The organism is Lactobacillus hominis DSM 23910 = CRBIP 24.179, from assembly GCF_000296835.1.
Taxonomy (GTDB): Bacteria; Bacillota; Bacilli; order Lactobacillales; family Lactobacillaceae; genus Lactobacillus; species Lactobacillus hominis.
Genome location: NZ_CAKE01000002.1, coordinates 203,926 through 227,087, shown reverse-complemented (window position 1 = coordinate 227,087; position 23,162 = coordinate 203,926). Strand labels below are relative to the sequence as shown.

Genomic DNA, 23,162 nt, shown 5'->3' with positions numbered 1-23,162 from the left:
AAATCTCCATGGGACCGTCTATGGAGATTTTTTAATGAAAAGTAAGTTATTTAAGTAAGAGAAGTATTATGAAGAAATATCAATTGGTAGCTAGTAAAATTAGAAATTATATTATTGATAACAATTTAAAGCACGGAACGCAGCTTCCTAAGATAACTAAGCTAATGGAAGAATTTGATGTAGGTAAGTCAACAGTTTTGCAGGCTTTGACTTTGCTTGATCAGGAAGGTAGTGTGTATAAGATCCAAGGCTCTGGCATCTTTGTTCGCAGGCCTCCGGAAAAAGGCTACATGAGTTTAGGTGCTGATTGGGGTTTCAGCCATGCTTTTAATGACAATATTCATAAAATTAACGTCAAGGTTTCGCAAGTAGATAAACCACCAGTTGAATTAGCTAAGAATGTCTTTCCGCTTGAACCTTGTTATAAGGTTGTAAGAACGGTAGTTAAAAATGCTGATGAGCCACTACTTCAAGAAGAATCGTATTATTTAAAAGAGTACGTACCATTTTTAACTAAAGAAATTGCAGAAGGATCGATTTTTAGTTATTTACAAAAAGCTTTAAAACTAGAAATTCGTTTTTCTGATCAATATATGGAAATTAGAAAGTTAAACGACTTTGAAGCCAAGGCATTGCAGTTAAGTACTGGCGATCCTACCTTGCAAATTAAAGAACTACATTATTTAGCAAATGGTGAAGTATTTGATTTAGCCAAGTTGGTTTATAATTATAAAAACGTCAAGTTTATCAATCAAAGTCCAGATAAAATTATATAAAGTTTAATTAGTGACAAAAAGAGATCTAACGGTATAGTTAGATCTCTTTTCGTGATGTGAGTTTTCGTATCTATTTTAAACTTATTTTTGCAATTAGTCTAAGTCTTTTCCATTGGAAGCGATAACTTTTTTGTACCAGTTAAATGAATCCTTAGGATATCTCTTTAAGGATCCGTTGCCACGATCGTCACGATCAACATAAACAAAGCCATAGCGTTTCTTCATTTCGCCAGTGCCATTAGATACTAAATCAATTGCTGACCACATGGTGTAGCCCATTAGATCAACGCCGTCGATATTCACTGCTTGCTCCATTGACTTAATTTGAGAGCGTAAATATTTAATACGGTAGTCATCATGAATGCTATGATCTTCTTCTAATTTGTCATCCCAGCCTAAGCCGTTTTCTACGATAAATAATGGCTTGTGGTAACGATCCCAAAGATCATTTAAGGCAATGCGTAAAACATCAGGATCAGTTGCCCAGCCCCAGGCATTACTTTCTAGGTATGGATTAACTACGCCACCTGCAGAAACGTTTCCTGAGGCCTCAGCTTCTTTATGATGGGTAGTTAAGACGTTAGATGTGTAGCAAGAAAAACTTAAAAAGTCGACTGGATAGTTCTTAATTAAGTCATAATCTTCAGGTTTGTCATCTAACTTGACGCCATCGCGTTCATATTGCTTTAAGCGATAATCTGGATAGCGGCCGCCAGCTTGAACGTCGCTATAAAAGAGCATCTCTTGCTTAGCCTGCATTACTTTAACTTGATCTGCAGGATCGCAAGTATATGGATAAAGAGCGCTGTAAGCTAGCATCATGCCAACTTGGTTATTAGAGTCAATTTCGTGAGCCAATTTAACTACTTTAGAGCTAGCTACGAATTGATTATGAGCTCCTTGAGCGCGATTTTGCTCGCTATCGTCAATTAATCCGCCACCCATGTAAGGCGCCATATCCATTGCGTTAATTTCGTTAAAAGTTAACCAGTAACGGACTTTGCCTTTGTAATGCTTCATTACGATTTCAGCATAGTGGGTAAAGGCATCGATTAAATGGCGATCTTTCCAGCCACCAAAGCGTTGAATTAAAGATAGGGGAGTTTCATAGTGCGATAAGGTTACCAGTGGCTCAATGCCATATTTTGCGCATTCAGCGAATACTTTATCGTAAAACTCTAATCCTTCTTGATTTGGTGTTTCATCATCACCATTTGACAAAATACGCGACCAATTTAGCGACAAGCGAAAGACGTTAAAGCCCATTTGTGCCATATATTTAATATCTTCTTGGTAGTGGTGGTAAAAATCAGTTCCTTGGTGGCTAGGGTAGTAGTAGCCATCAACTAATTGAGGAACAGCTCTTTTTGGCAAAGCAAATTTTTTACCCCAAACTAAGTCTGTTGTCCCAGTTTCACCATCATCTTTTTTCCAAGTAACTTTTCGAGGTTCAGTAGCTGAGCCGTTTGTCAAAACGTCAATGGCATTTAAACCTTTGCCACCTTCGTCAAAACCGCCTTCGTATTGGTTAGCAGCACTGGCTCCGCCCCACATAAAATTCTTTGGTAAGGTCATAATTTCTCCTTGCTAATTATTAAAAACTCTTTGTTTCTAAAACAACATAATTTCGTTCATTGAATCGATTGCGACTAGTAGAGTATTCAATAGGCTGACCATTAGATAGCCAGATAATTTGTTCTAATTCTAAAATAAGATCGTCTTTTTTAGCTTTTAAAAATTCTTGATCCCATTGATCAGCTTTAGCCGCTTTTATTTTTCGATAAGCAACGCTAAATTTTAGTTTTAACTGTTTGTGTAGATACTCGTAAATTGAGTCATTCAAAATCACGTAATCAAGGTTAGGAACTAATTTTACAGGCATATAAGTATGCTCTAAGATAAAAGGCTTTTTATCATAGCGACGCAGGCGCAAAATATTGTAAACAGGTTCATTATTTTTGATGCGTAGATTTTTTTGAATATTCTCATCAGGAAAATCGATTGTGAAATGCAATACTTCGCTAGAAATATGATCTCGGCCCAGTTCTTCTTGAAGTCCGAAAAAGCCATTTGCGGCTGCATCATTGGACTCTTTAATGGGGATATCGCCTAAGACAAAAGTTCCTAAACCCGATTGCTTATAAACAAGGCCCTTGCGCTCCAGACCATCTAGCGCTTTTTTTACAGTCAACCGACTGACGCCGAGTTCCTTTGCGAGGGCCTCTTGATCAGGAAGGGGAGTTTGAGTTTTATAAGTCCCATCCTTGATTCTATTTTGAACTATCCGAGCAACTTTTAAGTATTTTGCTTCGTGCATAATTATTTTTCTTCATCCATCTTTTTGTAAACGTCAACAACTTCTTTTGCCAAATCGATAAAGGTAATTGCAGTCATTAGGTGGTCTTGGGCGTGAACCATGTATAAATCAACTTTTACATGGTGGCCTTGAGCTTCTTTAGTAAGCATGTCAGTTTGAACGTTGTGAGCATTTACTAAAGCTTCGTTTGCTTGGTGAATAAATTCATCTGCTTTTTTAAAGTCGCCTTTCTTTGCAGCTTGAATGGCTTGCATTGCAGCAGCTTTACCATTACCAGCTTGCATAATAATTCCCATTACGACTTCCATGTTTTGACTATTTTCTTCTGCCATTTTGATGAACTCCTTATATTTTGTAGTGTTTTTGAAATAAAAAATGCTGGAGACATTGTTTTTCGTGTCTACAGCATCTCTTAAAGTTTATATCGATTATTTTTCACCCATTAATTCCATTGCGGTGTGAAGAACTTTTTCACCGTTCATCATACCGTAATCCTGCATGTTAATAACTGCTAATGGAATACCTGCGGCATCAGTCATTTTTTGAACGCTATCTTTCATGTATTGAACTTGAGGTCCGAGCATTAATACGTCTGGGTGATCTTTATCTAATTCGTCTTGAATACCTGAAGCTGCAGTAGCAAAGATCTTGTAGTCCTTGCCTTCAGCTTTGGCTGCGTTTTGCATCTTTGAAACAAGTAATGAAGTTGACATACCAGCTGCACATGCTAACATAATAGTTTTTTCTGCCATAATAATTATCTCCCTTTAATAATCATAAAAGTGTTTATCTATTTTAATAAATGTATGTACTTTCTTCCCTTTGAAAGCACTTTCATTATACACTATTTTTTTGTTCCGGAACAATTATTTTTGTGAAAATTTTAAAAATAATTGTTTTTTATTTTATTCAGCAGTTTTTGTAAGTTAGTTTTTACAATTCATCGCCATTGTCTTTCAAGACTTTTTGGAACCAATAAAATGACTTCTTTGGTACGCGTTTTAAGTCTTTAAGATCGTGATTAGTGCGGTTGACATAAACTGCGCCGTAGCGCTTTTCAACATCGGCATGTGAGCTTGGAATATCAATTAAGCCCCAGCCTAAGTAGCCTAGTACTTTTGCACCGTCGATAAATACAGCATCTTTCAAGGCTTTGATATGATCGCGGTGGTAAGCAATTCGCTCATCATCTTCGATCATGTGCTTGCCATCCCAGGTTTCTTTTAAGCCAATTCCGTTTTCAATTGGAAAGACTGGAATGTGGTAGCGATCGTACATAGTAGTAATTGCATTTCTAAAGCCAAGAGGATCAATTGACCAGCCCCAGTCATTAGTTTTAAGAAACTTGTTTTCTACCGTTGCATCATTTAAGTAGCGATTAGGTGCAGTATTTTCTGGAATCTTATTAGAATCTAATACATTTGAAGAGTAGTAAGAAAATGCTAAAAAGTCAGCTTTAGCTTTTTTCATTTCTTCCAAATCTTCGTCGGTAATATCCATTTTAATATTGTGATCTTTGACATATTGCATGACTTGAGGGGAGTAGCCACGTCCAGTGTCAGCGTCATAAATATTAAAATCTAAGAATTCTTGGGCTTGCTTAGCTGCAAAGATATCGCTTGGCTGACAAGTTTCAGGATAGATTTGAGCGTAAGCAAGCATGCCGCCGATTTTAACATCGTCATATTTTTCATGAATATAATTTGCTAGGCGAATATGCGACATCATTGTGTGATGGAAAATAGTGTACATATCGTCTAAAGTCTTATCGCCTTTTTCGTATCCTGAAATTTGGAAAGCTTCGTCTTGGAAGTAAAGGTTATGTTCGTTAAAGACGATCCAATATTTAACGCGGTCGCTAAAGTGGTCAATCATCTTTTTACCAAAACGAACAAATGCATCAACGACGTGGCGTGACATAAATCCGTTATATTCTTTAGCTAAATGCAGTGGCATATCGAAGTGATAAAGACAGATCATTGGCTCAATGCCGCGCTTGAGCATGGCATCAACTAAGCGATCATAAAAGGCAATCCCTTTTTCATTGAATTTGCCGTCTCCATCAGGACAAACACGTGACCAGGATATTTGAATCCGGTACATGTTCATGTTCATTTCTTTCATTAAGTCTAAGTCTTCATCGTATCTGTGATATTCATCAATAGCTACATGCCAATCAGTAGTGTTTTCAGTAGCAGGACGGACATCGTAAACGGATAAGCCTTTACCATCTTCGTTCCAAGCACCTTCAGTTTGCATACTAGAAACTGAGTTACCCCAGAAAAAGTTGGCTGGTAATTTACGATTACTGTTCATTATCTATATCCTCCTATGTAAGTGCTTTCATAATTTTACGCTTTAATTATAGAATTAGTTTTTATAAAAATAAATAGTTTTTAAATAAAAAGCTATACTTTTATAAAATGCAAAGAAAAAAGCTTGAAAAATCAAGCTTTTAAGACAAATTATTTACTTAAATTAGTTACAGTGCTCATTTTCAAAATCAGCAATTGCTCCGCGCAAGTTGGCATTAGCTTTTAATTCACAAACGCTAATTTCTGGTTTTAAAGTAGCGATATCAAAGTTGTGACGAATGCGATCAATTTCATCGTTGATTAGAGGAACTAATTCTGGATTATTTGAAATGCCGCCTCCGAGTACAATTTTTTCTGGGTCAAAACTATGTTGAATATTAAAAATTGCACTAGCTAAGGCATGCAGCATAATATCTCTTTCTTTGGTAGCAATAGGGTCGCCATTATCAGCTAAAGTAAAGACAGTTTTGCCATCAAAATTTTTGCCAGTTTGTTCGTTATAGCGCTTAGCCATTGCCACAGGAGAGGCAATGGCACTTAACTGTTTACCATCAATTAGCATATAGCCGAATTCACCGCCATAAAGATGGGCGCCATGCCAAATTTTATTGTTGATAATGATACTGCCACCAATGCCAGTTCCGATTACAAAAAATGCTAAGCTATTGCAGCCTTTGCCAGCTCCGTCAGCTAATTCGCCTAAAGCAGCACAATTTGCATCATTTTCAATACTTATTGGCAAGTCAAAGCGTTTTTCTAATTCCGGTACAATTTCGAAGTTGTGAATATAAGGCAAAGCGCTAGCTCCTTCAATGACGCCAGTTTTTTTGTTAACTGCACCAGGAGAAGAAATTGCTACGCCCTGAGCATTTACTTTTTCTTTTAATTCGTTAACTCCATCAGTTAATTCTTCATAAAAAGTATTTAAATCCTTTGGAGTATCAATTGAAAATTCCTTGTGTAATTCATTGTTTTGCCAAGTAGCAAACTTGATAGTTGTGCCACCGATATCGATTGCGATTAGATTCATATAAAATCACTCCTTTACAATTCTATATGCTAATCAAGTGTGAAAACGCTGTCAAATGAAAATGGATTTTTTTCTTGAAAGTGATTCTAAATTAGTTTAAGATTTATTACGAACACACGTTCGAAAGAAGGAATAATCATGTATGACTATCGCTATGAACCGAAACGATTAATTTTTATGATTGATAATAAATCCTTTTATGCTAGCTGCGAGTGCATTAGTCGGGGATTAAACCCAATGACCACTGCTTTATGCGTAATATCGCGCCAGGAAAATACTAACGGCGGTTTGATAATGGCGTCTTCGCCCTTAGCTAAGAAAAAATACGGTCTAAAAAATGTAATGAGACAAAGAAATTTACCGCCTAAAGAAAAGACGCCAGGCTTATATCGCGTTGATCCGCATATGAATCTGTACATCAAAAAGGCGATGCAAATTAAAGAAATTTTTTTAAAATATTGTGCACCAGAGGACTTGCATACATATTCTATTGATGAAAGTATGCTGGATATGACTAAGTCTTGGCATTTGTTTGGCAAAGAACCTTATGAAGTAGCGCGAAAAATTCAAAAAGAAATCCATGATACTTTAGGCCTATATACCACTTGCGGTATTGGCGAAAATCCACTTTTAGCTAAATTAGCTATGGATATTTCTGCTAAGCATCGTTTATCAATGATTGACTTTTGGCACTATGTTGAAGTTCCCGATACAGTTTGGAAAATCAAAAATTTAGAAGATGTTTGGGGCATTAATACGCGAACTGCTGATCATTTGAGAAGAATCGGTATTAACAATATGTATGAGCTTGCTCATAGCGATCCGACTTTATTGCATCGCGAATTTGGTATCATTGGCGATCAATTATTTGCCATGAGTTGGGGTGTTGATCGCAGCATTATTAGTCAAAAATACCACCCCAAAAGTAAAAGTTACTCAAATTCGCAAGTCTTAGCTCGAGATTATACTAATCAAAGAGAAATAGAGATCGTAATTAGAGAAATTGGTGAACAAGTTGCTGCTAGAATTAGGGCACACCATTTTCAAACAAAAAGAATTACTTTATTTATTGGCTATTCGTTAAAGCAGAGAGCATTTAACGATCATCGTGGCGGTTTCGTAAAAAGCGAAACGATTAGTCCAACTAATAGCAACAAAGAATTAACGACTGAATTAATTGCCTTATTTCGTAAAAAGTGGCAAGGAGAAACAGTAAGAGAAATTGGTGTTGATTTTGGTAAATTAATTCCTGATACTGAGCAACAATTATCATTATTTTCATCAGTTGAGAGTCAGATTAAGCAATTTAAATTCGATAGAATCGTGGATTCAGTTCGACACAATTATGGCTTTACTAGCTTAGTGAAAGCGTCAAGCTTACTGCCAGGTGCCACTGCGATTGAACGCAGTAATCTAGTTGGTGGTCACAATGGCGGTAATGCGTATGAGTAAAGACTTTGATGAGCGGATAGAAAACTTTTTTAAAAATTATCAAGATCGAGGGATGAAAAAATGGGCTGGTTATTATCTTAGCGATCATACAGCCAAAATTAATCAAGATAATGCTAAAAAAGCTATTGTTTATCAAAAGCGCCCAACTATGACGATTGAACAAATAAGCGAAGTTTTAGCTAAAGCTTATCTTGATCATTATCCGGTAAGCGTGCAATTAAAGCTTTTAAATTCTCAAGATGAATATCAAGCTGATATTTATGGCTTTGTGGAAGGCTATAATGGCGATCAAATAATTATTGCGGCTCAATTATTAAGGCTCAGCGAAATAAATAACATTTTACTCAAAAAATAAACTCTTAGGGCTGATTTTTGGTATAATCAAAAGGATTCAAAGTCTTAAGGGGAGTGGAGTTAGTGAATACAAATGCACCTACATCGATGCAGGGAAATTTAATTAGATATGGGGTTTATATAGTTTTATATCTTTTAGTTTTCGGGCTAAAATCATTAAGCGTTTTAGGCTCTAAAGTGCATTTGGTTGGAGTGGTCTTTTTCGTTCTCTTTAGCGCCGTTGTTTTGCTATTTTATATCAGGCGCTTTAATCGTGAGAAAAGTCGCTACTTTAAACCTGCTTTTTCACTTTCTTTTTTAGGCGATTATGGTTTTATTTTAGGGATGACGATCTTAGTCATTGCTAGTCGTATTTTTATTGCATATTTGCAAGCTAAAGGTCGAATTCCACTGACTAGATATCAGATGGTATACGCTAAAAAAGATTCAACGCCTTTATTTTGGTTTTTGATTTTTTCTCACGGTTTTATTTTGCCAGTGCTGCAGCAATTTTTAACAGTTGGTTTTTTCTTTAATTATGGTTTTAGAAAAGATAGCTTGATAACTGGAATATTGGGAATTATTTGTTCGGGATTATTCTTTAGCGTACTTAATTTCCAATGCTCCTTATCATTATTCATAATTGATGCCATTATAGGCATGACGCTAGCTTGGAGTTATCTGTATTCGCAATCTTTATGGATTCCGATGTATTTAGCAATTTTAAATGGAATATTTGCAATTTTGTTAATTTAAATATTAATACGAAAAAAGACGAGCAAAATGCTCGTCTTTTTCAATAAGCGGATAGCGTGAATCGAACCCGCATCCCCAGCTTGGGAAGCTGGTGTTTTACCATTAAACTATACCCGCATAACGATTTAATTATAGCATTTTTATTTTCTTTCTGGCAACTGAGTGCGAACTAAGTTAAAGTCTGTGCGGTCAATTAAAGATGTAAAGTTTTGAAAAAGCCATCTGCGCAATTCATCTTGAGTGATAACTAGTGGCATGCGATCATGAATTGGTGCCATTATTGAGTTAGGCTTAGTTGTAACCATAGCAAAATTTTCTTGATCATAAATTCCAGCAATCATTGTAATTGGAGTGTTAGCTTGTTTAAAAGCAAATTGTTCATGATAAGTTTTGTTTTGGAGTGTAGTATAAGTTTTTTTACCTGTTTCAAAAAATTGACTAGCTAAAATAATACACCGCTTGCGAGCAAAAGATTCGTCCCACATTGACTTTTTTGCTTCGTAAAATCGCTCAATTCTAGCATTAAAGATCACTTGCTTATTTTTGTATGGACTGGGGTAACCCCAACTTTTAGGTACTAGTTGCAATTCATTATTTTGATAAAGCAAGATAAGAGCTGTTTTTTTAGGATAAATTTCTGAAGGTTTATCGAAAAGATTAGCGTCAAACTTAGGTTTAACTAGCGGTAAGTTAAGTTCTCCTTTTAAATATTGTTTAATTTCTTGAAGAGTAGGTAATTGGTAGTGATTGCACATGATTCGGCCTCGAAAAATATTACTTGATTCAATTTCATTTTAACAATAATTGATGAGTTTTGAACAAAGCAGGATTTTTGCTAGAATAGCAGGTATATTAGTGCTTTATTTAGAATGAAAATTATTCAAGGAGAAAATTATGGCAAAAGAAATTTTATTAACTGGTGATCGTCCAACAGGCAAGCTTCACATTGGACACTATATTGGTTCTTTGAAAAATCGTGTGAAACTTCAAAATGAAGGTAAATATGAGCCTTACATTATGATTGCGGATACTCAAGCATTAACAGATAATGCTCGTGATCCAGAAAAAATCCGTAATAGCTTGATTCAAGTAGCATTGGATTATTTGGCTGTTGGCATTGACCCAAGTAAAGCAACGATTTTTGTACAATCACAAATTCCAGCTTTATTTGAATTAACTGCTTATTATATGGATTTAGTTACAGTTGCTCGTCTTGAAAGAAATCCAACCGTAAAAACTGAAATAAAACAAAAGAATTTTAAAGATTCAATTCCAGTTGGCTTTTTGAACTACCCAGTTTCACAAGCTGCTGATATTACTGCATTTAAAGCAACGATTGTTCCAGTAGGCGATGATCAAGAACCAATGCTCGAACAAACGCGTGAAATTGTACGTACTTTCAATCGTGTTTATGATTGTAACGTGTTAGTTGAACCGAAAGGCTATTTCCCAGCTAAGGGACAGGGGCGTCTTCCAGGACTTGATGGCAATGCGAAGATGTCTAAATCTTTGGGTAATGCAATTTACCTTGCTGATGATGCTAAGACGGTCCAAAAGAAAGTAATGTCAATGTATACTGATCCAGATCATATTCATGTTGAAGATCCTGGTAAAGTTGAAGGTAACACCGTCTTTACTTATCTTGATGTTTTTGATCCAGATAAAGATAAAGTGGCCGAACTTAAAGCTCAATATCAAAAAGGCGGTTTAGGCGACGTTAAGATTAAGCGCTATTTGAACAAGGTCTTAGAAAATGAACTTGCTCCAATTAGAGAGCGTCGTGAAAAATTTGCTCAAGATGAAGATGCAGTTTATGAAATGTTATTGGAAGGCTCAAAAAAGGCTAACGAAGTTGCTAATGAAACTTTAAGTCAAGTTCGTGAAGCTATTGGTTTGAATTATTTCGATCGTAAGTAGAGGGTTATCATGTCACGCGATAGAATTCCTTGGAAACAATATTTTATGATGCAAGCGCTAGTTATTTCGCAGCGTTCAACATGCGATCGTGCACTAGTTGGCAGCGTCTTAGTTAAAGATGATCGCATGATTGCTACGGGATATAACGGTAGCGTTTCTGGTCAGCCACATTGCGATGATGTAGGACATTTAATGGTTGATGGACATTGCGTGCGTACAATTCATTCCGAAATGAATGCTTTGATTCAATGCGCAAAAAACGGCATTTCAACTGAAGGTACTGAAATTTATGTTACTTATTTTCCATGTTTTAATTGCAGCAAATGCTTAGTGCAGGCTGGAATTAAAAAGATTAACTATTATTATGACTATCATGATAATCCGTTAGCTTTGAAGTTGTTGCGTGAAAAGGGCGTCGCCATTGAGCAAGTTCGTTTAGAGCGCAAGTATGTTCAAAGTTTGGAAGATCATTTGAAAAAGGCTGAAAATGCGAATGAAGAATAAAATATTTTTGCTATTTTTATTGCCTATTTGCTTACTTGGAATGTCTATGAGCAATGCTAGCGTAAAAGATCCGCTGCATTTTTATAATTCTCAAACGCGCCAGCTAGTAGAAACAAAAAATAGTTATTATCGTAAAACTAAAGCTAAGCCTGAGGTGATTTTAGTTTCGGTTAAAAACGATGATCAAATTAAGCAGCTTAAGCCAAGTTCTAAGCAGGTAATTATTGCCACAGGCCATAGCCAAAATGATCGCAAGAATGTTCAGATTTTAGCTGGTAAAAGTCTGCAAAAAGTTTTATCGCAAACGCAAGTGGCCAATATTATTCGTTATGCTGGAAAAGATTTACGCAGTAAGAAAAATGCAACTTTTAATAAAGGTATTCGCTCAGTAGTTAATGCTTGTACGACATTAATTGATCAAAAATATAATTTTCCTGGCGATAAAAACACATTAACGAGTCAGCAGATGCAAAAAATTAATCATCCCCAAAGCGTAAACTTGGTTTGGGGAATTGTGATTGCAATTATTGCGACAGGTGCATTTACGTGGTATGAACACTGGAAAATAAAAAATTAAATTAAGTCCTTGACTAATTGAAAAAATCTCTATAAAGTAATTATAGAAATTAAATAAGTAAAGCAAATAAACTGTTAGGTGAGACTCCTACGTGAACACATGCTGTCGCCCAGCAACATCCAGAGATGCCAACGGGTCAAACAGGGATCGTCGATATAAGGCCCTCCCCAGCCAGCTAGTTACATTTTTGTAACCTTACGTCACGTAGTGTTAAAACTGAACGACGAGTATATAGATCGCTTAAAAAAGACCAATGCAGTTTTTGCATCGGTCTTTTTTCGTTTGTTTGCTAGTTTTTGATGAAAGGATGTTGAAAATGCTCAGATTTACCAACTCCGACAAGAAAATAACTGCAGACATGAAGTTAGTTTGTCGAATTGCGCAAGAAGAAAAATTCGCTACATTACAACGCCTTAAAACTTCAACTAGTGGATTACCAAGTAAAGAAGCTTCTCAAAGATTGCAAGCTCATGGTAATAATGAAATCACAATAAAAAAAGGCAATCAGACATTTCATTTGTTAATTGAATCGTTGCTGACGCCATTTGTCTTTGTTTTATTAGCAATCTCTGTTATTTCTTTTTTCACTAATTATCTTTTTGTTACTTCTCAAAAGGATTTAAGTATTACAGCAATTGCATTAACTCTTGCAGTTTTAGTTACTTTAATGAATTTTGTGCAAAAGATGCGAACTAATAGTGAAATCGAAACTTTATTAGATCGTACTGACCATAAAATTAGTGTGCGTAGAGATGATGAAAAACAAGTTTTAGCAACGCAAAACCTAGTTGATGGTGATCTTGTTTATCTTAAAGCAGGCGATGTTGTGCCAGCTGATATGCGTCTAATTGAAACAAATAATTTATATTGCTCATCTAGTTCTTTGACTGGACAAGCTAAACCAGTGAGCAAGAATGCTTTTAAAAAGCCCAATGTTCAAATAAATGATCATTATCTAGACTATCCAAATATTGCTTTTCAAGGCACTAGCGTAGTTGCTGGAACTGGAGTAGGAATTGTCTTTGCTCGTGGCAACCGTAGTGCATTTGGCAGATTGGCACAAGATGTTTCAAAAAATGAAATTAAACAATCTGTTTTAGATATTGGCATTAAAGATATTGTTAAAATTTTATTGATGACAAGTATTTTTATCTTGCCATTTGTCTTACTAGTTAGCGATATAACTAGAGGCAGTTTGATTAATGCAATAATTTTTGCATTAGCTGCAACAATTGGTATCGTTCCAGAAATTTTATCAAGCAAAGTGACTAACAATATCGTTAAAGGAGCACTTGATCGAGCGTCTATGAAGCGATTGTTTGAAGCCGCGAAAAACTAACTAAACATTTAATCAAAAAAGAGAATCAAGCGATTCTCTTTTTTGTGTCCATCTTCGCTTGCTGGAATGCTATGATATACTAGCAATAAAACAATGAGGGAGCAGAAAATTATGGCAGAAAAGAAAACATTTTATATTACAACGCCCATTTATTATCCATCTGGGAAATTAACTATCGGTAATGCTTATACTACTATTGCTGCTGATGCAATGACTCGCTACAAAAAATCTCGCGGTTTTGATACCTTCTTTTTAACAGGTACTGATGAACATGGTTTGAAGATTGAACAAAAGGCCGAAGCACAAGGTATTAAACCACAAGAATTTGTAGATAAAATGGCAGCTTCTTACAAAGATTTGTGGAAGATGTTAGATGTTTCTTATGATCGTTTTATTAGAACAACTGATGAAGACCACGTTAAGGCTGTGCAAAAGATTTTTGAAAAGTTGTTAAAACAAGGCGATATTTATTTAGGTGAATATACTGGCTGGTATTCAGTTGAAGATGAAGAATACTTTACTGAATCACAACTTGCCGAAGTATATAAAGATGATGATGGTAACGTTATTGGCGGAAAAGCTCCATCAGGTCATGAGGTACGTTTAGTTAAGGAACCTTCATACTTTTTTAGAATGAGCAAGTACGCTGATCGTTTGCTTCAATATTATAAAGATCATCCTGACTTTATCTTGCCACACTCTCGTGAAAAAGAAATGGTAAATAATTTTATCAAACCAGGTCTAGAAGACTTGTCAGTAACTCGTACAACAGTTGACTGGGGAATTCCTGTACCTAGTGACCCTAAACACGTAGTTTATGTTTGGATTGATGCACTTTCTAACTATATTACAGCTTTAGGTTATGGTTCAGACGATGATTCGCTCTTTAAGAAATATTGGCCTGCTGATGTTCATTTGGTAGGTAAAGAAATTGTTCGTTTCCATACTATTTACTGGCCAATTATGTTGATGGCTCTTGATTTGCCGCTTCCTAAGCAAATTTTTGGTCATGGCTGGGTACTTATGAGAGACGGCAAGATGTCTAAGTCTAAAGGTAATGCTGTTTACCCTGAAATGATTGTCAAGCGTTATGGATTAGATGCGCTTCGTTACTACTTGATGCGTGCAATTCCATTTGGATCAGATGGTATCTTTACTCCTGAGGATTTCGTTGAGAGAGTTAACTTTGATTTGGCTAATGATTTAGGCAACTTGCTAAATAGAACTGTTTCAATGATTAACCAATACCAAGATGGTCACGTTGCACCAATTGCAGCAGACCAAGATGAATTTGCTCAAGACCTAATTAAGACAGCTAAGGAAACAATTGCCGAATATCAAAAGCAAATGGACGCTCTCCACTTTTCTCAAGCTCTAGATAGTGTTTGGAAGCTTATTTCTCGTGCAAATAAATATATTGATGAGACTACTCCTTGGACTTTGAATAAAGAAGGTAAGAGCGAAGAATTATCTAAAGTAATGTCTAATTTAGCAGAGAGCCTTCGTTTAGTTGCCATTTTAATTGCACCAGTAATGACCCAAAGCCCAGTTAAGATGTTTGAACAACTTGGCCTTGATTGGAATAATGAAGATCAAAAGAAACTTGAATTTGGTGCTTTTGACTGGAATATTAAAGTAACTGAAAAGCCAACACCAATCTTCCCAAGACTTAAGAATGATATTGAAGTTAAGTATATTAAGGAAGAAATGAAGAAGGCAAAGCCAAAGAAAAAAACTAGAAGTCAGCAAAAAGAAGAAAAGCACATTACGATTGATGACTTTGACAAAGTAAAAATTCAAGTAGGTCAAATTTTATCTGTTGAACCAGTAAAGGGTTCAAGCAAGCTTTTAATGTTTAAGCTAGACTTTGGTGATGGTAATGAGCGCCAAATTTTGAGTGGTATTCGTAAATTTTATCCAGATGCAAGTGAACTATTAGATAAAAAGGTATTAGCAGTAACTAACTTGAAGCCACGTAAAATGCTAGGTCATGAAAGTCAGGGTATGCTTTTATCTAGTGAAAAAGATGGTCAAGTCAAATTAGCTATTGTAGGCGATGAGCATGAAGTTGGGGCTGAATTAGGCTAATGGAAATTTTCGATTCACATACGCACTTAAATGATGAGCCATTTCGAGGAAAAGAAGAATTTTATTTAGATAGAGCGCGCAAGCTTTGTGTAACTAAGGCAGCAGTTGCAGGGCAAGATTCTGAATTCAATGAAAGAGCAATGGATTTAAGTCAGCGATTTGATAATTTGTATGCAATTGTTGGTTATTGTCCTGATGTAGCTAAAGATTTTGATCAAAAAGCTCAAGATAAATTGATTGAGCAACTGCAAATGGATAAAAGCGTTGCCTTAGGTGAAATTGGTCTTGATTATTATTGGGATGAATCTCCACACGATGTGCAGCAAAAAGTATTCGCCCAGCAATTAGAGATTGCTCATGATTTGAAAATGCCCGTGAATATCCATACTCGAGATGCTTTTGAAGATACTTATCGGATTTTAAAAGACAGTAAAGTTGGTGAATATGGTGGAATCATTCATAACTTTAATGGTGATCCTGAATGGTTGAAAAAATTCCTTGATTTAGGAATGATGGTTTCTTTTTCAGGAGTAGTTTCTTTTACTAAGGCGACCGATGTACATGCATCTGCAAAAGTAGTGCCTTGGGATCGGATGCTAATTGAGACTGATGCGCCATATTTAACCCCTAAGCCTTATCGAGGAAAACAAAATGAAACAGGCTATGTACGCTATGTTGCGCAAGCAATTGCAGACTTAAGAGATACTAGTGTACAAGAAGTAGCAGAGCATACTTATGAAAACGCGATGAAAATATATGGAATCAAATAATAAACACTTTAATGCCGTCATTGTTGTTGAAGGACGCGATGATACCAAAAGACTAAAACAGTTTTTTCCTGGAATAGAAACAATTGAAACTAATGGCTCAGAAGTATCGCAAGAAACTTTAGACCAAGTAGCTAAACTTTCTCAAAACCGTGAGATTATTGTTTTTACGGATCCGGACTATAATGGAGAAAGAATTAGAAAGCTTGTAACTAAAGCTGTTCCTAACGCTAAGCAAGCTTTTATTACGCGTAAAGAAGGCGAGCCTACTAAAAGAGGCAATAGCCTAGGCGTAGAGCATGCTTCTAAAAAAGCGCTAGAGCGAGCATTGTCTGATCTTCATGAAGTTAAACAAGCAAAAACGCAGATTAGTCATATGCAATACATGTCTTTAGGCTTAGGCATGGGATCAGGTGCTAGAAAATTGCGTGAAAAAGTTGGCATTGAGTTAGGAATTGGCTATGGTAATGCGAAGCAATTTCTGCGTCGCTTAAATATGTTTGGCATCAGTTATGAGCAACTTAAGGAGGCTGTTAGTCATGTCCAATAATATTGCAATTGGTTCGCCAGTTAGAACGCAAGCAATTATCAATCGCTATTTTATGCATGCTAAAAAGAATTTAGGACAAAATTTTTTGGTAGATTTGAATACAATTAAGGCAATTGTACAAGCAGCTGATATTCAAAAAGATGATCAAGTCATTGAAATTGGGCCAGGAATAGGCTCTTTAACTGAGCAATTGCTGCTAGCTGGGGCAAAAGTTTTGGCTTATGAAGTTGATCAAGACTTACCAGAAATTTTGCATAATGAATTACCTCAAACAATTGGCGGACAAGCCCTAGATCAAAGATTTAAATTGGTCATGAAGGATGTTTTAAAAGCTAATTTTCAAGAAGATGCTGGCAATTTTTTGGATTTAAATAATCCGGTTAAAATTGTGGCTAACTTGCCATACTACATTACGACGCCAATTATTTTTGATTTAATTAAAAGCGATCTAAATTTTGTCAGTCTAACTTTAATGATGCAAAAAGAAGTAGCGCAGCGCCTGTCGGCTAAGCCAAAAACCAAGGCCTATGGTCCTTTGACTTTGGCAGTGCAATCGCGAATGCATGTTAATTTTGATTTAGAAGTTATGCATACTTCATTTATGCCGCAACCAAAAGTTGATTCAGCTGTAGTTACATTGACGCCACTTACCCAAAAGCCAGATATTGATGATTATCAATTCTTTGATCATGTTGTAAAAATTGCTTTTGCTCAACGCAGAAAAACTTTATCTAATAATTTAAAAACTTTTATTTCTGATAAAAATGAACGCGAGCAATTTATTACTAATTTAGGATTGGATTTAAAAGTTCGTCCTGAAGAACTTACTTTAAATCAATTTGTCAGTTTAGCTAAAGCATTGAAAGCCCGTTAATCATAGCCACTCTTGATAATATATAGAATTTGTGATAAAATACACTTCGTATATAAAGGAGTGACGTCCAGTGCCAATGAGTTTAACGGCAATTAAGCAGAATTTGGATTCTCACTTGGGTGAGAGTTTAGTAGTAGTAGCTCAAGCAGGTCGTAAGAAGGTTACCCGTCGTAAGGGAACTTTGACTAAGACCTATAGAGCAGTGTTTGTGGTTGATTTAGATCAAGATCAAAACAACTTTGAGAGAGTTTCATACAGTTACACAGATTTATTAACTAAGAACATTGAGCTCGAGTTTGATGAGATGTAGATAAAAACTTAATATATTTCCGAACAATCACTAGCTTTTAGTAAAAAATGCTAGTGATTTTTTTGTTTATAGAGTATTATAAGTCTTTGAAATAAGAAAGTTAGAAAGGTAAAACTCATGAAACGTTCAGAACGATTAGTTGATATGGTGAAATATTTATTAGCAAGACCGCATACTTTAATTGCGCTTCCTTTTTTTGCTGAGCGCTATGATGCAGCTAAGTCCTCAATTTCTGAAGATCTTGCTATTTTAAAACAAACGCTGGCAAGTAACCAAGACGGAATCTTAGAGACAGTTGCTGGTGCTGCCGGAGGAGTGCGTTACATTCCTTTTATTGGAAAAAATTATGCACGCGAGTATTTAACTGAACTTGCTGATCGTATTGAAGAACCAGATCGAATTTTGCCAGGAAATTTCGTTTATCTATCAGATATTTTGGGCTCACCACAAGATTTACGCCGAATTGGTCAATTAATTGCTACTAAATATGCTTATAGCAATGTGGACTATGTGATGACCGTTGAGACAAAGGGAATTGCTATTGCTCAAGCAGTTAGTCGCTTTTTGAACGTTCCCTTTGTTTTGGTGAGAAGACGTCCCAAAATTACTGAAGGAGCAACAATTTCTGTAAATTATGTTGCTTCATCAAGCGATCGTGTTGAAAAGATGGAATTAGCCAAAAGAAGTCTTCCAAGTGACTCCAACGTTTTAATTGTCGATGACTTTATGAAAGGCGGCGGAACGTTAACTGGAATGGAAGAATTAGTTAACGAATTTGACTGTCATGTTGTGGGCATGAGCGTTTTGTGTGAGACCAAGTATGCTTCACAAAAAGTAGTTGACGATTATCAATCTTTAATTAAGATTACTGAAGTTGATCGAAACAAAAAGCTAATTAAAGTTGAACCAGGTAATTTTTTAGAGCAGACTGATTTCGATCGCTTTTAAAAATGCTATACTTATAGCTAGTTAAAATTGAAGGGGATCAAATACAAATGAATAAATACGTAGTTATTTTAGCTGCAGGTAAAGGCACAAGAATGAAATCTAAGCTTTACAAGGTTTTGCACAAGGTTTGTGGAAAAACTATGGTAGAGCACGTAGTAGATGCAGCTAAGGGCACTAACGCTGATAAGATTATTACCGTTGTGGGTACTGGTGCTGAAAAGGTAAAAGACGTTTTAGCTGGCCAATCAGACTTTGCTTTCCAAGAAAAGCAATTGGGTACTGGCGATGCTGTAATGGCTACTGCAGATTTATTAGAAAACCTAGATGGCGTAACTTTGGTTGCAACTGGAGATACCCCATTATTTACTAGTGAAACTTTCAATAATTTATTTGAAAAACACATTGCTGACGGTAATAGCGCAACTGTTTTGACCGCTAAAGCTCCAAATCCATTTGGTTATGGCCGTATTATCCGTGACGATGCAGGCAATGTTTTGCGTATTGTAGAACAAAAAGATGGCAATGCTGAAGAATTAGCTGTTGATGAAATTAATACTGGCGTTTTTGCCTTTAATAATAAAGAATTATTTGACGCCTTAAAGCAAGTTGGTAATGATAATGCTCAAGGCGAATACTACTTAACTGATGTCTTAGAAATTATGCGTAAAGCTGGTAAAAAAGTTGGTGCTTACGAAATGAGCGACTTTAGCGAAAGTTTAGGCGTTAACGACCGCATTGCATTGGCTCAAGCAACCAAGATTATGCAAAAACGCATTAACGAAGCACATATGCGTGATGGCGTTTCATTTATTGATCCAGATACTGCTTATATCGATAGCGATGTAAAAATTGGTAACGATACTGTTATTGAAGGTAACGTAGTTATTAAGGGCAATACTGAAATTGGTAGCGATTGCTACATCACTAGTGGTTCAAGAATTGTTGATTCCAAGATCGGCAATAACGTAACCATCACTTCTTCAACTATTCAAGAAGCTGAAATGGACGATAATACTGATATCGGTCCAAATTCACACCTTCGTCCACAAGCAATTATCCGCAAGGGTGCTCACATTGGTAACTTTGTTGAAATTAAGAAAGCTGAAATTGGTGAAGATACTAAAGTTGGTCACTTAACTTATGTTGGGGATGCTACTTTGGGCAAGGATATTAACATTGGCTGTGGTACGATATTTTCTAACTATGACGGCGTTAAGAAGTTCCATACAAATGTTGGTGATCATTCATTTATTGGTGCAGGTGCAACTATTATTGCCCCAGTTAATATTGCTGATCATGCATTTGTGGCAGCTGATTCAACCATTACTAAAGATGTCGATAAATACGACATGGCTATTGCTAGAGGCCGTCAAACTAATAAGCCAGACTACTGGCACAAGCTTCCTTTATCAAAAGATAAAGAATGGGAATAATTTAGATAATGCATTTAAAAGAGTTGGATTGAAAAATTCAACTCTTTTTTCAAAATATAAGCATCTTGGTCATTTTTTTGCTATTATAATAATTGATATGTAAGCTTTTTTTGCGGAGGAAATTATGTCTAAATTAGACGAAAATATAAAACTCTTTGCGCTTAATTCTAATAAGCCATTAGCTGAAAAAATTGCTGATGCTGTAGGTGTAAAGTTAGGTAAGTCCAGCGTTAAACGTTTTAGTGATGGAGAAATCCAAATTAACATTGACGAGTCAGTTCGTGGTAAGGATGTTTATTTGATTCAATCCACAAGTGCTCCAGTAAATGACAATTTGATGGAATTGTTGATTATGATTGATGCCGTAAAACGTGCTTCAGCTCGTACAGTTAATGTAGTAATGCCATATTATGGCTATGCTCGTCAAGATCGTAAGACTCGTGCACGTGAACCAATTACAGCAAAATTGGTGGCTGATATGATCCAAACTTCTGGTGCAGATCGTGTATTGTCACTTGACTTGCACGCTCCTCAAATTCAAGGATTCTTCGATATCCCTGTTGATAACTTGATGGGGGCTCCATTATTAGCAGATTACTTCTTAAGTCATAATTTGGAAAAAGATTGCGTCGTTGTTTCACCTGATCATGGTGGAGTTACGCGTGCACGTAAGTTAGCAGAATTCTTGAAAGCTCCAATTGCAATTGTTGATAAACGTCGTCCAAAGGCAAATGTGGCTGAAGTTATGAACATTATTGGGGATGTTCGAGGCAAGCGTGCTATTATTATCGATGATATGATCGATACTGCTGGTACAATTACTTTGGCATCACAAGCTTTAATTGATGCAGGTGCTACTGAAGTTTATGCTTCAGCAACGCATGCAGTTTTATCTGGTCCAGCTGTAGATCGCTTGAATGCTTCTCCAATTAAGAAGTTAATTTTAACTGATTCTATTAATCAACCTGAGGAAAAACAATTAGATAAAGCAGAGATTGTTTCTGTGGGGCCATTAATGGGACAAGCTATTAAATTTATTCAAGAACATAAACCAGTTAGTCCATTATTTGATACACGTTTTGAAGCAAATAAATTTAAGAACTAAAGGAAGATAAACGAAAAGATCCTCTGTCATTAAGCGACAGAGGATCTTTTTTGCATTAGAAATTATTGTTTAATTGTTCTTATTAGGTTTAATAGTTAACATTGCTAAAGCAATTAAGCCGGTAATTAAACCACCCAAAAAAGTTAAAAAGATATTATTTTTACTGCCAGTTTGTGGTAGAAGAGTTTGTGTCTTAGCTTTAGCTTGTAGTAAAACTTGATGAGTAGATTTTTTAGTTGAAATTGCTACATTTTCTATCTTTTGAGCTTTCATTGGTGAATTAGATTTTGGTTTTGCAACTTGTTTAATAGGAGCAGGATTTGTAGGCTCTTTAGTTGGTAATGGTTTAGGAATGTTAGTTTTATCATCTGTTGGCTCGTCTGGAGTAGGGGCAGGCTCTGGTTGAGGTTGAGGAATTGGATCAACAGGTATTACTGGTGTAGGATCAGGTTTATTATCTGGAGCTTTTACAATTAAAGTAGCTACAGTTTTACCATGATTACCGTCTGGGTATGTAGCAATTAGTGGTAAAGAAAATGTACCTGCATTAGCTGTAGAAGGTTGATCTTTTGCCCATTCAATTTTAGAGCCAGTAGGTAAACCGGTTAAATATTGACTAGGATCAGTGGAGATGCTATCTCCAATATTTTTAGTGATTGTTTTTCCTTCAAGTTTCACCACGACAACATTAACGTTGGCGGAAACGGTGCCGTTAGCATAAGTAATATCGATGGCAACAGGGTAATTTCCGACGGTTTTACTTAAAGTATCTGGATTGATATTATTTTGCTTATTAATTTTGTTATCAAAGGTTAAAGACTTAATATTGGCTTTTTGCTGGGAAAGGTCTAACCCGCGTTGGGCCTCATTTATAGAAAATGGATCGCCTTGGTTAATATAAATAGTTTTACCGTTAATAACAGGATAAACTTTATAGTCTTGAATTATAAATAGAATTGGATTTAAGCCTTTAGGAATAGAAACATATTTGTAGAGTAAGTCAAATGGTGCCATAGGATTAGGGTATATGCCGACGTCATCTGCACCTGCAATGTCACCATGAGCATTATGTTCTGGAATAAAAGAACCACCGACAATGTCTTTATAAATCTTGCCTTCTTTTGTTGTATTTAAATATAATTTAAAATCCCATTTAGCTTTAACTGTAACTTTCACACCATTTTCTAAATAAGTGTTTTTATCTAGACCTAATGCTTTTAGCTGTTCTGAAGAAAGCTCATTTTTATTATTGAGAAGTGCGTCTTTAAATTCTTCTTTTTGCTTTTCAGTTAAATCTGGAACTTTCCAATTTTTCCATTCTTGAATTTTATCATTTGAGTAATCAACAGGCTGATCAGCTGCAGATTCTGAATCAGAAGTTTTAGTTTGACTGTTTGTTTTATCATTGGTCGTAACAGTAGTCTGATTCTTATTTTTTGAAACTACAGTAATATTAGAATCCTTTTTAGGATTATTTTTATCGGTCTGAGTTTGTACTGCTTGATCTTGATTTAAAACGTTGGTTTTAGTGGCTGCATTAACTTGTCCTGAATTATTGAGTAAGACTAAAGTGCTTAAAGCAGCGGCAGCTATACCAACCGATAATTTTTTATTAGCATTCTTTTTATTTAACACGGTTCAAATTCCCTTCCAATATATAAAATTGAAGGTGCTTAATGATACAGCATCATTATAAAACTCAATATTTACCCAAACAATATAGCAAGTTGTTATTTAAAAGCATATAGAAACAAAAAAGTCCGAAAATAAT

At 35.7% G+C, this 23,162-nt stretch carries 24 protein-coding genes, 1 tRNA gene and 1 riboswitch; of the genes, 16 read left to right on the top strand and 9 right to left on the bottom strand.

Going from position 1 to position 23,162, the window contains the following annotated elements:
* The first annotated feature begins 68 nt into the window (after nt 1–68).
* Nucleotides 69–776 (top strand): GntR family transcriptional regulator, encoded by a 708-nt coding sequence (locus BN55_RS02280; protein WP_008470046.1) that lies wholly within the window; start codon nt 69–71, stop codon nt 774–776.
* A gap of 93 nt (nt 777–869) precedes the next feature.
* On the opposite strand, the gene BN55_RS02275 is transcribed toward BN55_RS02280, so the two are convergent.
* From BN55_RS02275 to BN55_RS02250, 6 genes are all read right to left on the bottom strand, one after another.
* Complete coding sequence (locus BN55_RS02275; protein ID WP_008470045.1) at nt 870–2,351, bottom strand: glycoside hydrolase family 1 protein; 1,482 nt, start codon at nt 2,349–2,351, stop codon at nt 870–872.
* Between the two features lie 19 nt (nt 2,352–2,370).
* Nucleotides 2,371–3,093, bottom strand: coding sequence for a GntR family transcriptional regulator (locus tag BN55_RS02270; protein WP_008470043.1), 723 nt, complete (start codon nt 3,091–3,093; stop codon nt 2,371–2,373).
* Between the two features lie 2 nt (nt 3,094–3,095).
* Entirely contained in the window at nt 3,096–3,425 is a 330-nt protein-coding gene (locus tag BN55_RS02265) for a PTS lactose/cellobiose transporter subunit IIA (protein ID WP_008470041.1), read from the bottom strand.
* A 96-nt stretch (nt 3,426–3,521) separates the two neighbouring features.
* Nucleotides 3,522–3,845 carry a PTS sugar transporter subunit IIB gene (locus BN55_RS02260; RefSeq protein ID WP_008470040.1) on the bottom strand — a complete coding sequence of 108 codons (324 nt, stop codon included), beginning with the start codon at nt 3,843–3,845 and terminating at the stop codon, nt 3,522–3,524.
* Between the two features lie 181 nt (nt 3,846–4,026).
* A complete protein-coding gene (locus tag BN55_RS02255) occupies nt 4,027–5,409 on the bottom strand; it encodes a glycoside hydrolase family 1 protein (RefSeq protein ID WP_008470039.1) in 1,383 nt (460 codons plus the stop codon).
* A gap of 162 nt (nt 5,410–5,571) precedes the next feature.
* Nucleotides 5,572–6,438: an ROK family protein gene (locus BN55_RS02250; RefSeq protein ID WP_008470038.1), complete on the bottom strand. Its 867-nt coding sequence runs from the start codon at nt 6,436–6,438 to the stop codon at nt 5,572–5,574.
* A gap of 138 nt (nt 6,439–6,576) precedes the next feature.
* On the opposite strand from BN55_RS02250, the gene BN55_RS02245 reads away from it, so the two are divergent.
* The 3 genes from BN55_RS02245 to BN55_RS02235 all read left to right on the top strand — a co-directional run bounded on the left by BN55_RS02245 (nt 6,577) and on the right by BN55_RS02235 (nt 8,979).
* Nucleotides 6,577–7,890 carry a Y-family DNA polymerase gene (locus tag BN55_RS02245; RefSeq protein ID WP_008470037.1) on the top strand — a complete coding sequence of 438 codons (1,314 nt, stop codon included), beginning with the start codon at nt 6,577–6,579 and terminating at the stop codon, nt 7,888–7,890.
* On the top strand, nt 7,868–8,245 hold the full coding sequence (locus BN55_RS02240) for a hypothetical protein (protein WP_236699156.1): 378 nt from the start codon (nt 7,868–7,870) through the stop codon (nt 8,243–8,245). Before BN55_RS02245 ends, BN55_RS02240 begins: the two co-directional genes overlap by 23 nt.
* A 62-nt stretch (nt 8,246–8,307) precedes the next feature.
* A complete protein-coding gene (locus tag BN55_RS02235; protein WP_008470033.1) occupies nt 8,308–8,979 on the top strand; it encodes a CPBP family glutamic-type intramembrane protease in 672 nt (223 codons plus the stop codon).
* Nucleotides 8,980–9,025: 46 nt separating this feature from the next.
* On the opposite strand, the gene BN55_RS02230 is transcribed toward BN55_RS02235, so the two are convergent.
* Nucleotides 9,026–9,096 (bottom strand) — tRNA-Gly (locus BN55_RS02230).
* A gap of 23 nt (nt 9,097–9,119) precedes the next feature.
* Nucleotides 9,120–9,734 (bottom strand): SOS response-associated peptidase family protein, encoded by a 615-nt coding sequence (locus tag BN55_RS02225; RefSeq protein WP_008470032.1) that lies wholly within the window; start codon nt 9,732–9,734, stop codon nt 9,120–9,122.
* Nucleotides 9,735–9,873: 139 nt separating this feature from the next.
* Here BN55_RS02225 and trpS point away from each other — a divergent pair, with 139 nt between their 5' ends.
* From trpS to BN55_RS02165, 12 genes are all read left to right on the top strand, one after another.
* A complete protein-coding gene (gene trpS, locus BN55_RS02220; protein WP_008470031.1) occupies nt 9,874–10,896 on the top strand; it encodes a tryptophan--tRNA ligase in 1,023 nt (340 codons plus the stop codon).
* A 9-nt stretch (nt 10,897–10,905) separates the two neighbouring features.
* The gene (locus BN55_RS02215) at nt 10,906–11,400 is read left to right on the top strand and encodes a deoxycytidylate deaminase (protein ID WP_008470030.1); all 495 of its coding nucleotides are present in this window, start codon (nt 10,906–10,908) and stop codon (nt 11,398–11,400) included.
* Entirely contained in the window at nt 11,390–11,977 is a 588-nt protein-coding gene (locus BN55_RS02210) for a hypothetical protein (protein ID WP_008470029.1), read from the top strand. Before BN55_RS02215 ends, BN55_RS02210 begins: the two co-directional genes overlap by 11 nt.
* Before the next feature lie 63 nt (nt 11,978–12,040).
* Nucleotides 12,041–12,213: riboswitch (M-box (ykoK) riboswitch) on the top strand.
* Nucleotides 12,214–12,293: 80 nt separating this feature from the next.
* Nucleotides 12,294–13,316 carry a P-type ATPase actuator domain-containing protein gene (locus tag BN55_RS02205; protein WP_008470028.1) on the top strand — a complete coding sequence of 341 codons (1,023 nt, stop codon included), beginning with the start codon at nt 12,294–12,296 and terminating at the stop codon, nt 13,314–13,316.
* A gap of 111 nt (nt 13,317–13,427) precedes the next feature.
* Nucleotides 13,428–15,404 carry a methionine--tRNA ligase gene (gene metG, locus BN55_RS02200; RefSeq protein ID WP_008470025.1) on the top strand — a complete coding sequence of 659 codons (1,977 nt, stop codon included), beginning with the start codon at nt 13,428–13,430 and terminating at the stop codon, nt 15,402–15,404.
* Nucleotides 15,404–16,174 (top strand): TatD family hydrolase, encoded by a 771-nt coding sequence (locus tag BN55_RS02195; protein WP_008470023.1) that lies wholly within the window; start codon nt 15,404–15,406, stop codon nt 16,172–16,174. Before metG ends, BN55_RS02195 begins: the two co-directional genes overlap by 1 nt.
* Entirely contained in the window at nt 16,161–16,721 is a 561-nt protein-coding gene (gene rnmV / locus BN55_RS02190) for a ribonuclease M5 (protein WP_008470022.1), read from the top strand. Before BN55_RS02195 ends, rnmV begins: the two co-directional genes overlap by 14 nt.
* Entirely contained in the window at nt 16,711–17,595 is an 885-nt protein-coding gene (gene rsmA, locus BN55_RS02185; protein ID WP_008470021.1) for a 16S rRNA (adenine(1518)-N(6)/adenine(1519)-N(6))-dimethyltransferase RsmA, read from the top strand. Before rnmV ends, rsmA begins: the two co-directional genes overlap by 11 nt.
* Nucleotides 17,596–17,665: 70 nt before the next feature.
* Nucleotides 17,666–17,905 (top strand): Veg family protein, encoded by a 240-nt coding sequence (locus BN55_RS02180; RefSeq protein ID WP_008470020.1) that lies wholly within the window; start codon nt 17,666–17,668, stop codon nt 17,903–17,905.
* A 117-nt stretch (nt 17,906–18,022) separates the two neighbouring features.
* Nucleotides 18,023–18,853 carry a pur operon repressor gene (gene purR, locus BN55_RS02175; RefSeq protein WP_008470019.1) on the top strand — a complete coding sequence of 277 codons (831 nt, stop codon included), beginning with the start codon at nt 18,023–18,025 and terminating at the stop codon, nt 18,851–18,853.
* A gap of 47 nt (nt 18,854–18,900) precedes the next feature.
* A complete protein-coding gene (gene glmU / locus BN55_RS02170) occupies nt 18,901–20,286 on the top strand; it encodes a bifunctional UDP-N-acetylglucosamine diphosphorylase/glucosamine-1-phosphate N-acetyltransferase GlmU (protein ID WP_008470018.1) in 1,386 nt (461 codons plus the stop codon).
* A 124-nt stretch (nt 20,287–20,410) separates the two neighbouring features.
* Entirely contained in the window at nt 20,411–21,391 is a 981-nt protein-coding gene (locus tag BN55_RS02165; protein ID WP_008470016.1) for a ribose-phosphate diphosphokinase, read from the top strand.
* Between the two features lie 69 nt (nt 21,392–21,460).
* Here the strand turns inward: BN55_RS02165 and BN55_RS02160 are convergent, their stop codons facing one another.
* Nucleotides 21,461–23,026, bottom strand: coding sequence for an LPXTG cell wall anchor domain-containing protein (locus BN55_RS02160; protein WP_008470014.1), 1,566 nt, complete (start codon nt 23,024–23,026; stop codon nt 21,461–21,463).
* Between the last annotated feature and the right edge of the window lie 136 nt (nt 23,027–23,162).

Excerpts from the sequence above, each read along its gene's own strand:
- BN55_RS02265 (WP_008470041.1), bottom strand. The coding sequence starts at position 3,425 with ATGGCAGAAGAAAATAGTCAAAACATGGAAGTCGTAATGGGAATTATT.
- BN55_RS02165 (WP_008470016.1), top strand. The coding sequence starts at position 20,411 with ATGTCTAAATTAGACGAAAATATAAAACTCTTTGCGCTTAATTCTAAT.
- metG (WP_008470025.1), top strand. The coding sequence starts at position 13,428 with ATGGCAGAAAAGAAAACATTTTATATTACAACGCCCATTTATTATCCA.
- BN55_RS02210 (WP_008470029.1), top strand. The coding sequence starts at position 11,390 with ATGAAGAATAAAATATTTTTGCTATTTTTATTGCCTATTTGCTTACTT.
- glmU (WP_008470018.1), top strand. The coding sequence starts at position 18,901 with ATGAATAAATACGTAGTTATTTTAGCTGCAGGTAAAGGCACAAGAATG.
- BN55_RS02255 (WP_008470039.1), bottom strand. The coding sequence starts at position 5,409 with ATGAACAGTAATCGTAAATTACCAGCCAACTTTTTCTGGGGTAACTCA.
- rsmA (WP_008470021.1), top strand. The coding sequence starts at position 16,711 with ATGTCCAATAATATTGCAATTGGTTCGCCAGTTAGAACGCAAGCAATT.
- BN55_RS02280 (WP_008470046.1), top strand. The coding sequence starts at position 69 with ATGAAGAAATATCAATTGGTAGCTAGTAAAATTAGAAATTATATTATT.
- BN55_RS02215 (WP_008470030.1), top strand. The coding sequence starts at position 10,906 with ATGTCACGCGATAGAATTCCTTGGAAACAATATTTTATGATGCAAGCG.
- BN55_RS02245 (WP_008470037.1), top strand. The coding sequence starts at position 6,577 with ATGTATGACTATCGCTATGAACCGAAACGATTAATTTTTATGATTGAT.
- BN55_RS02275 (WP_008470045.1), bottom strand. The coding sequence starts at position 2,351 with ATGACCTTACCAAAGAATTTTATGTGGGGCGGAGCCAGTGCTGCTAAC.
- BN55_RS02260 (WP_008470040.1), bottom strand. The coding sequence starts at position 3,845 with ATGGCAGAAAAAACTATTATGTTAGCATGTGCAGCTGGTATGTCAACT.
- trpS (WP_008470031.1), top strand. The coding sequence starts at position 9,874 with ATGGCAAAAGAAATTTTATTAACTGGTGATCGTCCAACAGGCAAGCTT.
- BN55_RS02270 (WP_008470043.1), bottom strand. The coding sequence starts at position 3,093 with ATGCACGAAGCAAAATACTTAAAAGTTGCTCGGATAGTTCAAAATAGA.
- BN55_RS02240 (WP_236699156.1), top strand. The coding sequence starts at position 7,868 with ATGGCGGTAATGCGTATGAGTAAAGACTTTGATGAGCGGATAGAAAAC.
- BN55_RS02250 (WP_008470038.1), bottom strand. The coding sequence starts at position 6,438 with ATGAATCTAATCGCAATCGATATCGGTGGCACAACTATCAAGTTTGCT.
- BN55_RS02195 (WP_008470023.1), top strand. The coding sequence starts at position 15,404 with ATGGAAATTTTCGATTCACATACGCACTTAAATGATGAGCCATTTCGA.
- rnmV (WP_008470022.1), top strand. The coding sequence starts at position 16,161 with ATGGAATCAAATAATAAACACTTTAATGCCGTCATTGTTGTTGAAGGA.
- BN55_RS02205 (WP_008470028.1), top strand. The coding sequence starts at position 12,294 with ATGCTCAGATTTACCAACTCCGACAAGAAAATAACTGCAGACATGAAG.
- purR (WP_008470019.1), top strand. The coding sequence starts at position 18,023 with ATGAAACGTTCAGAACGATTAGTTGATATGGTGAAATATTTATTAGCA.
- BN55_RS02225 (WP_008470032.1), bottom strand. The coding sequence starts at position 9,734 with ATGTGCAATCACTACCAATTACCTACTCTTCAAGAAATTAAACAATAT.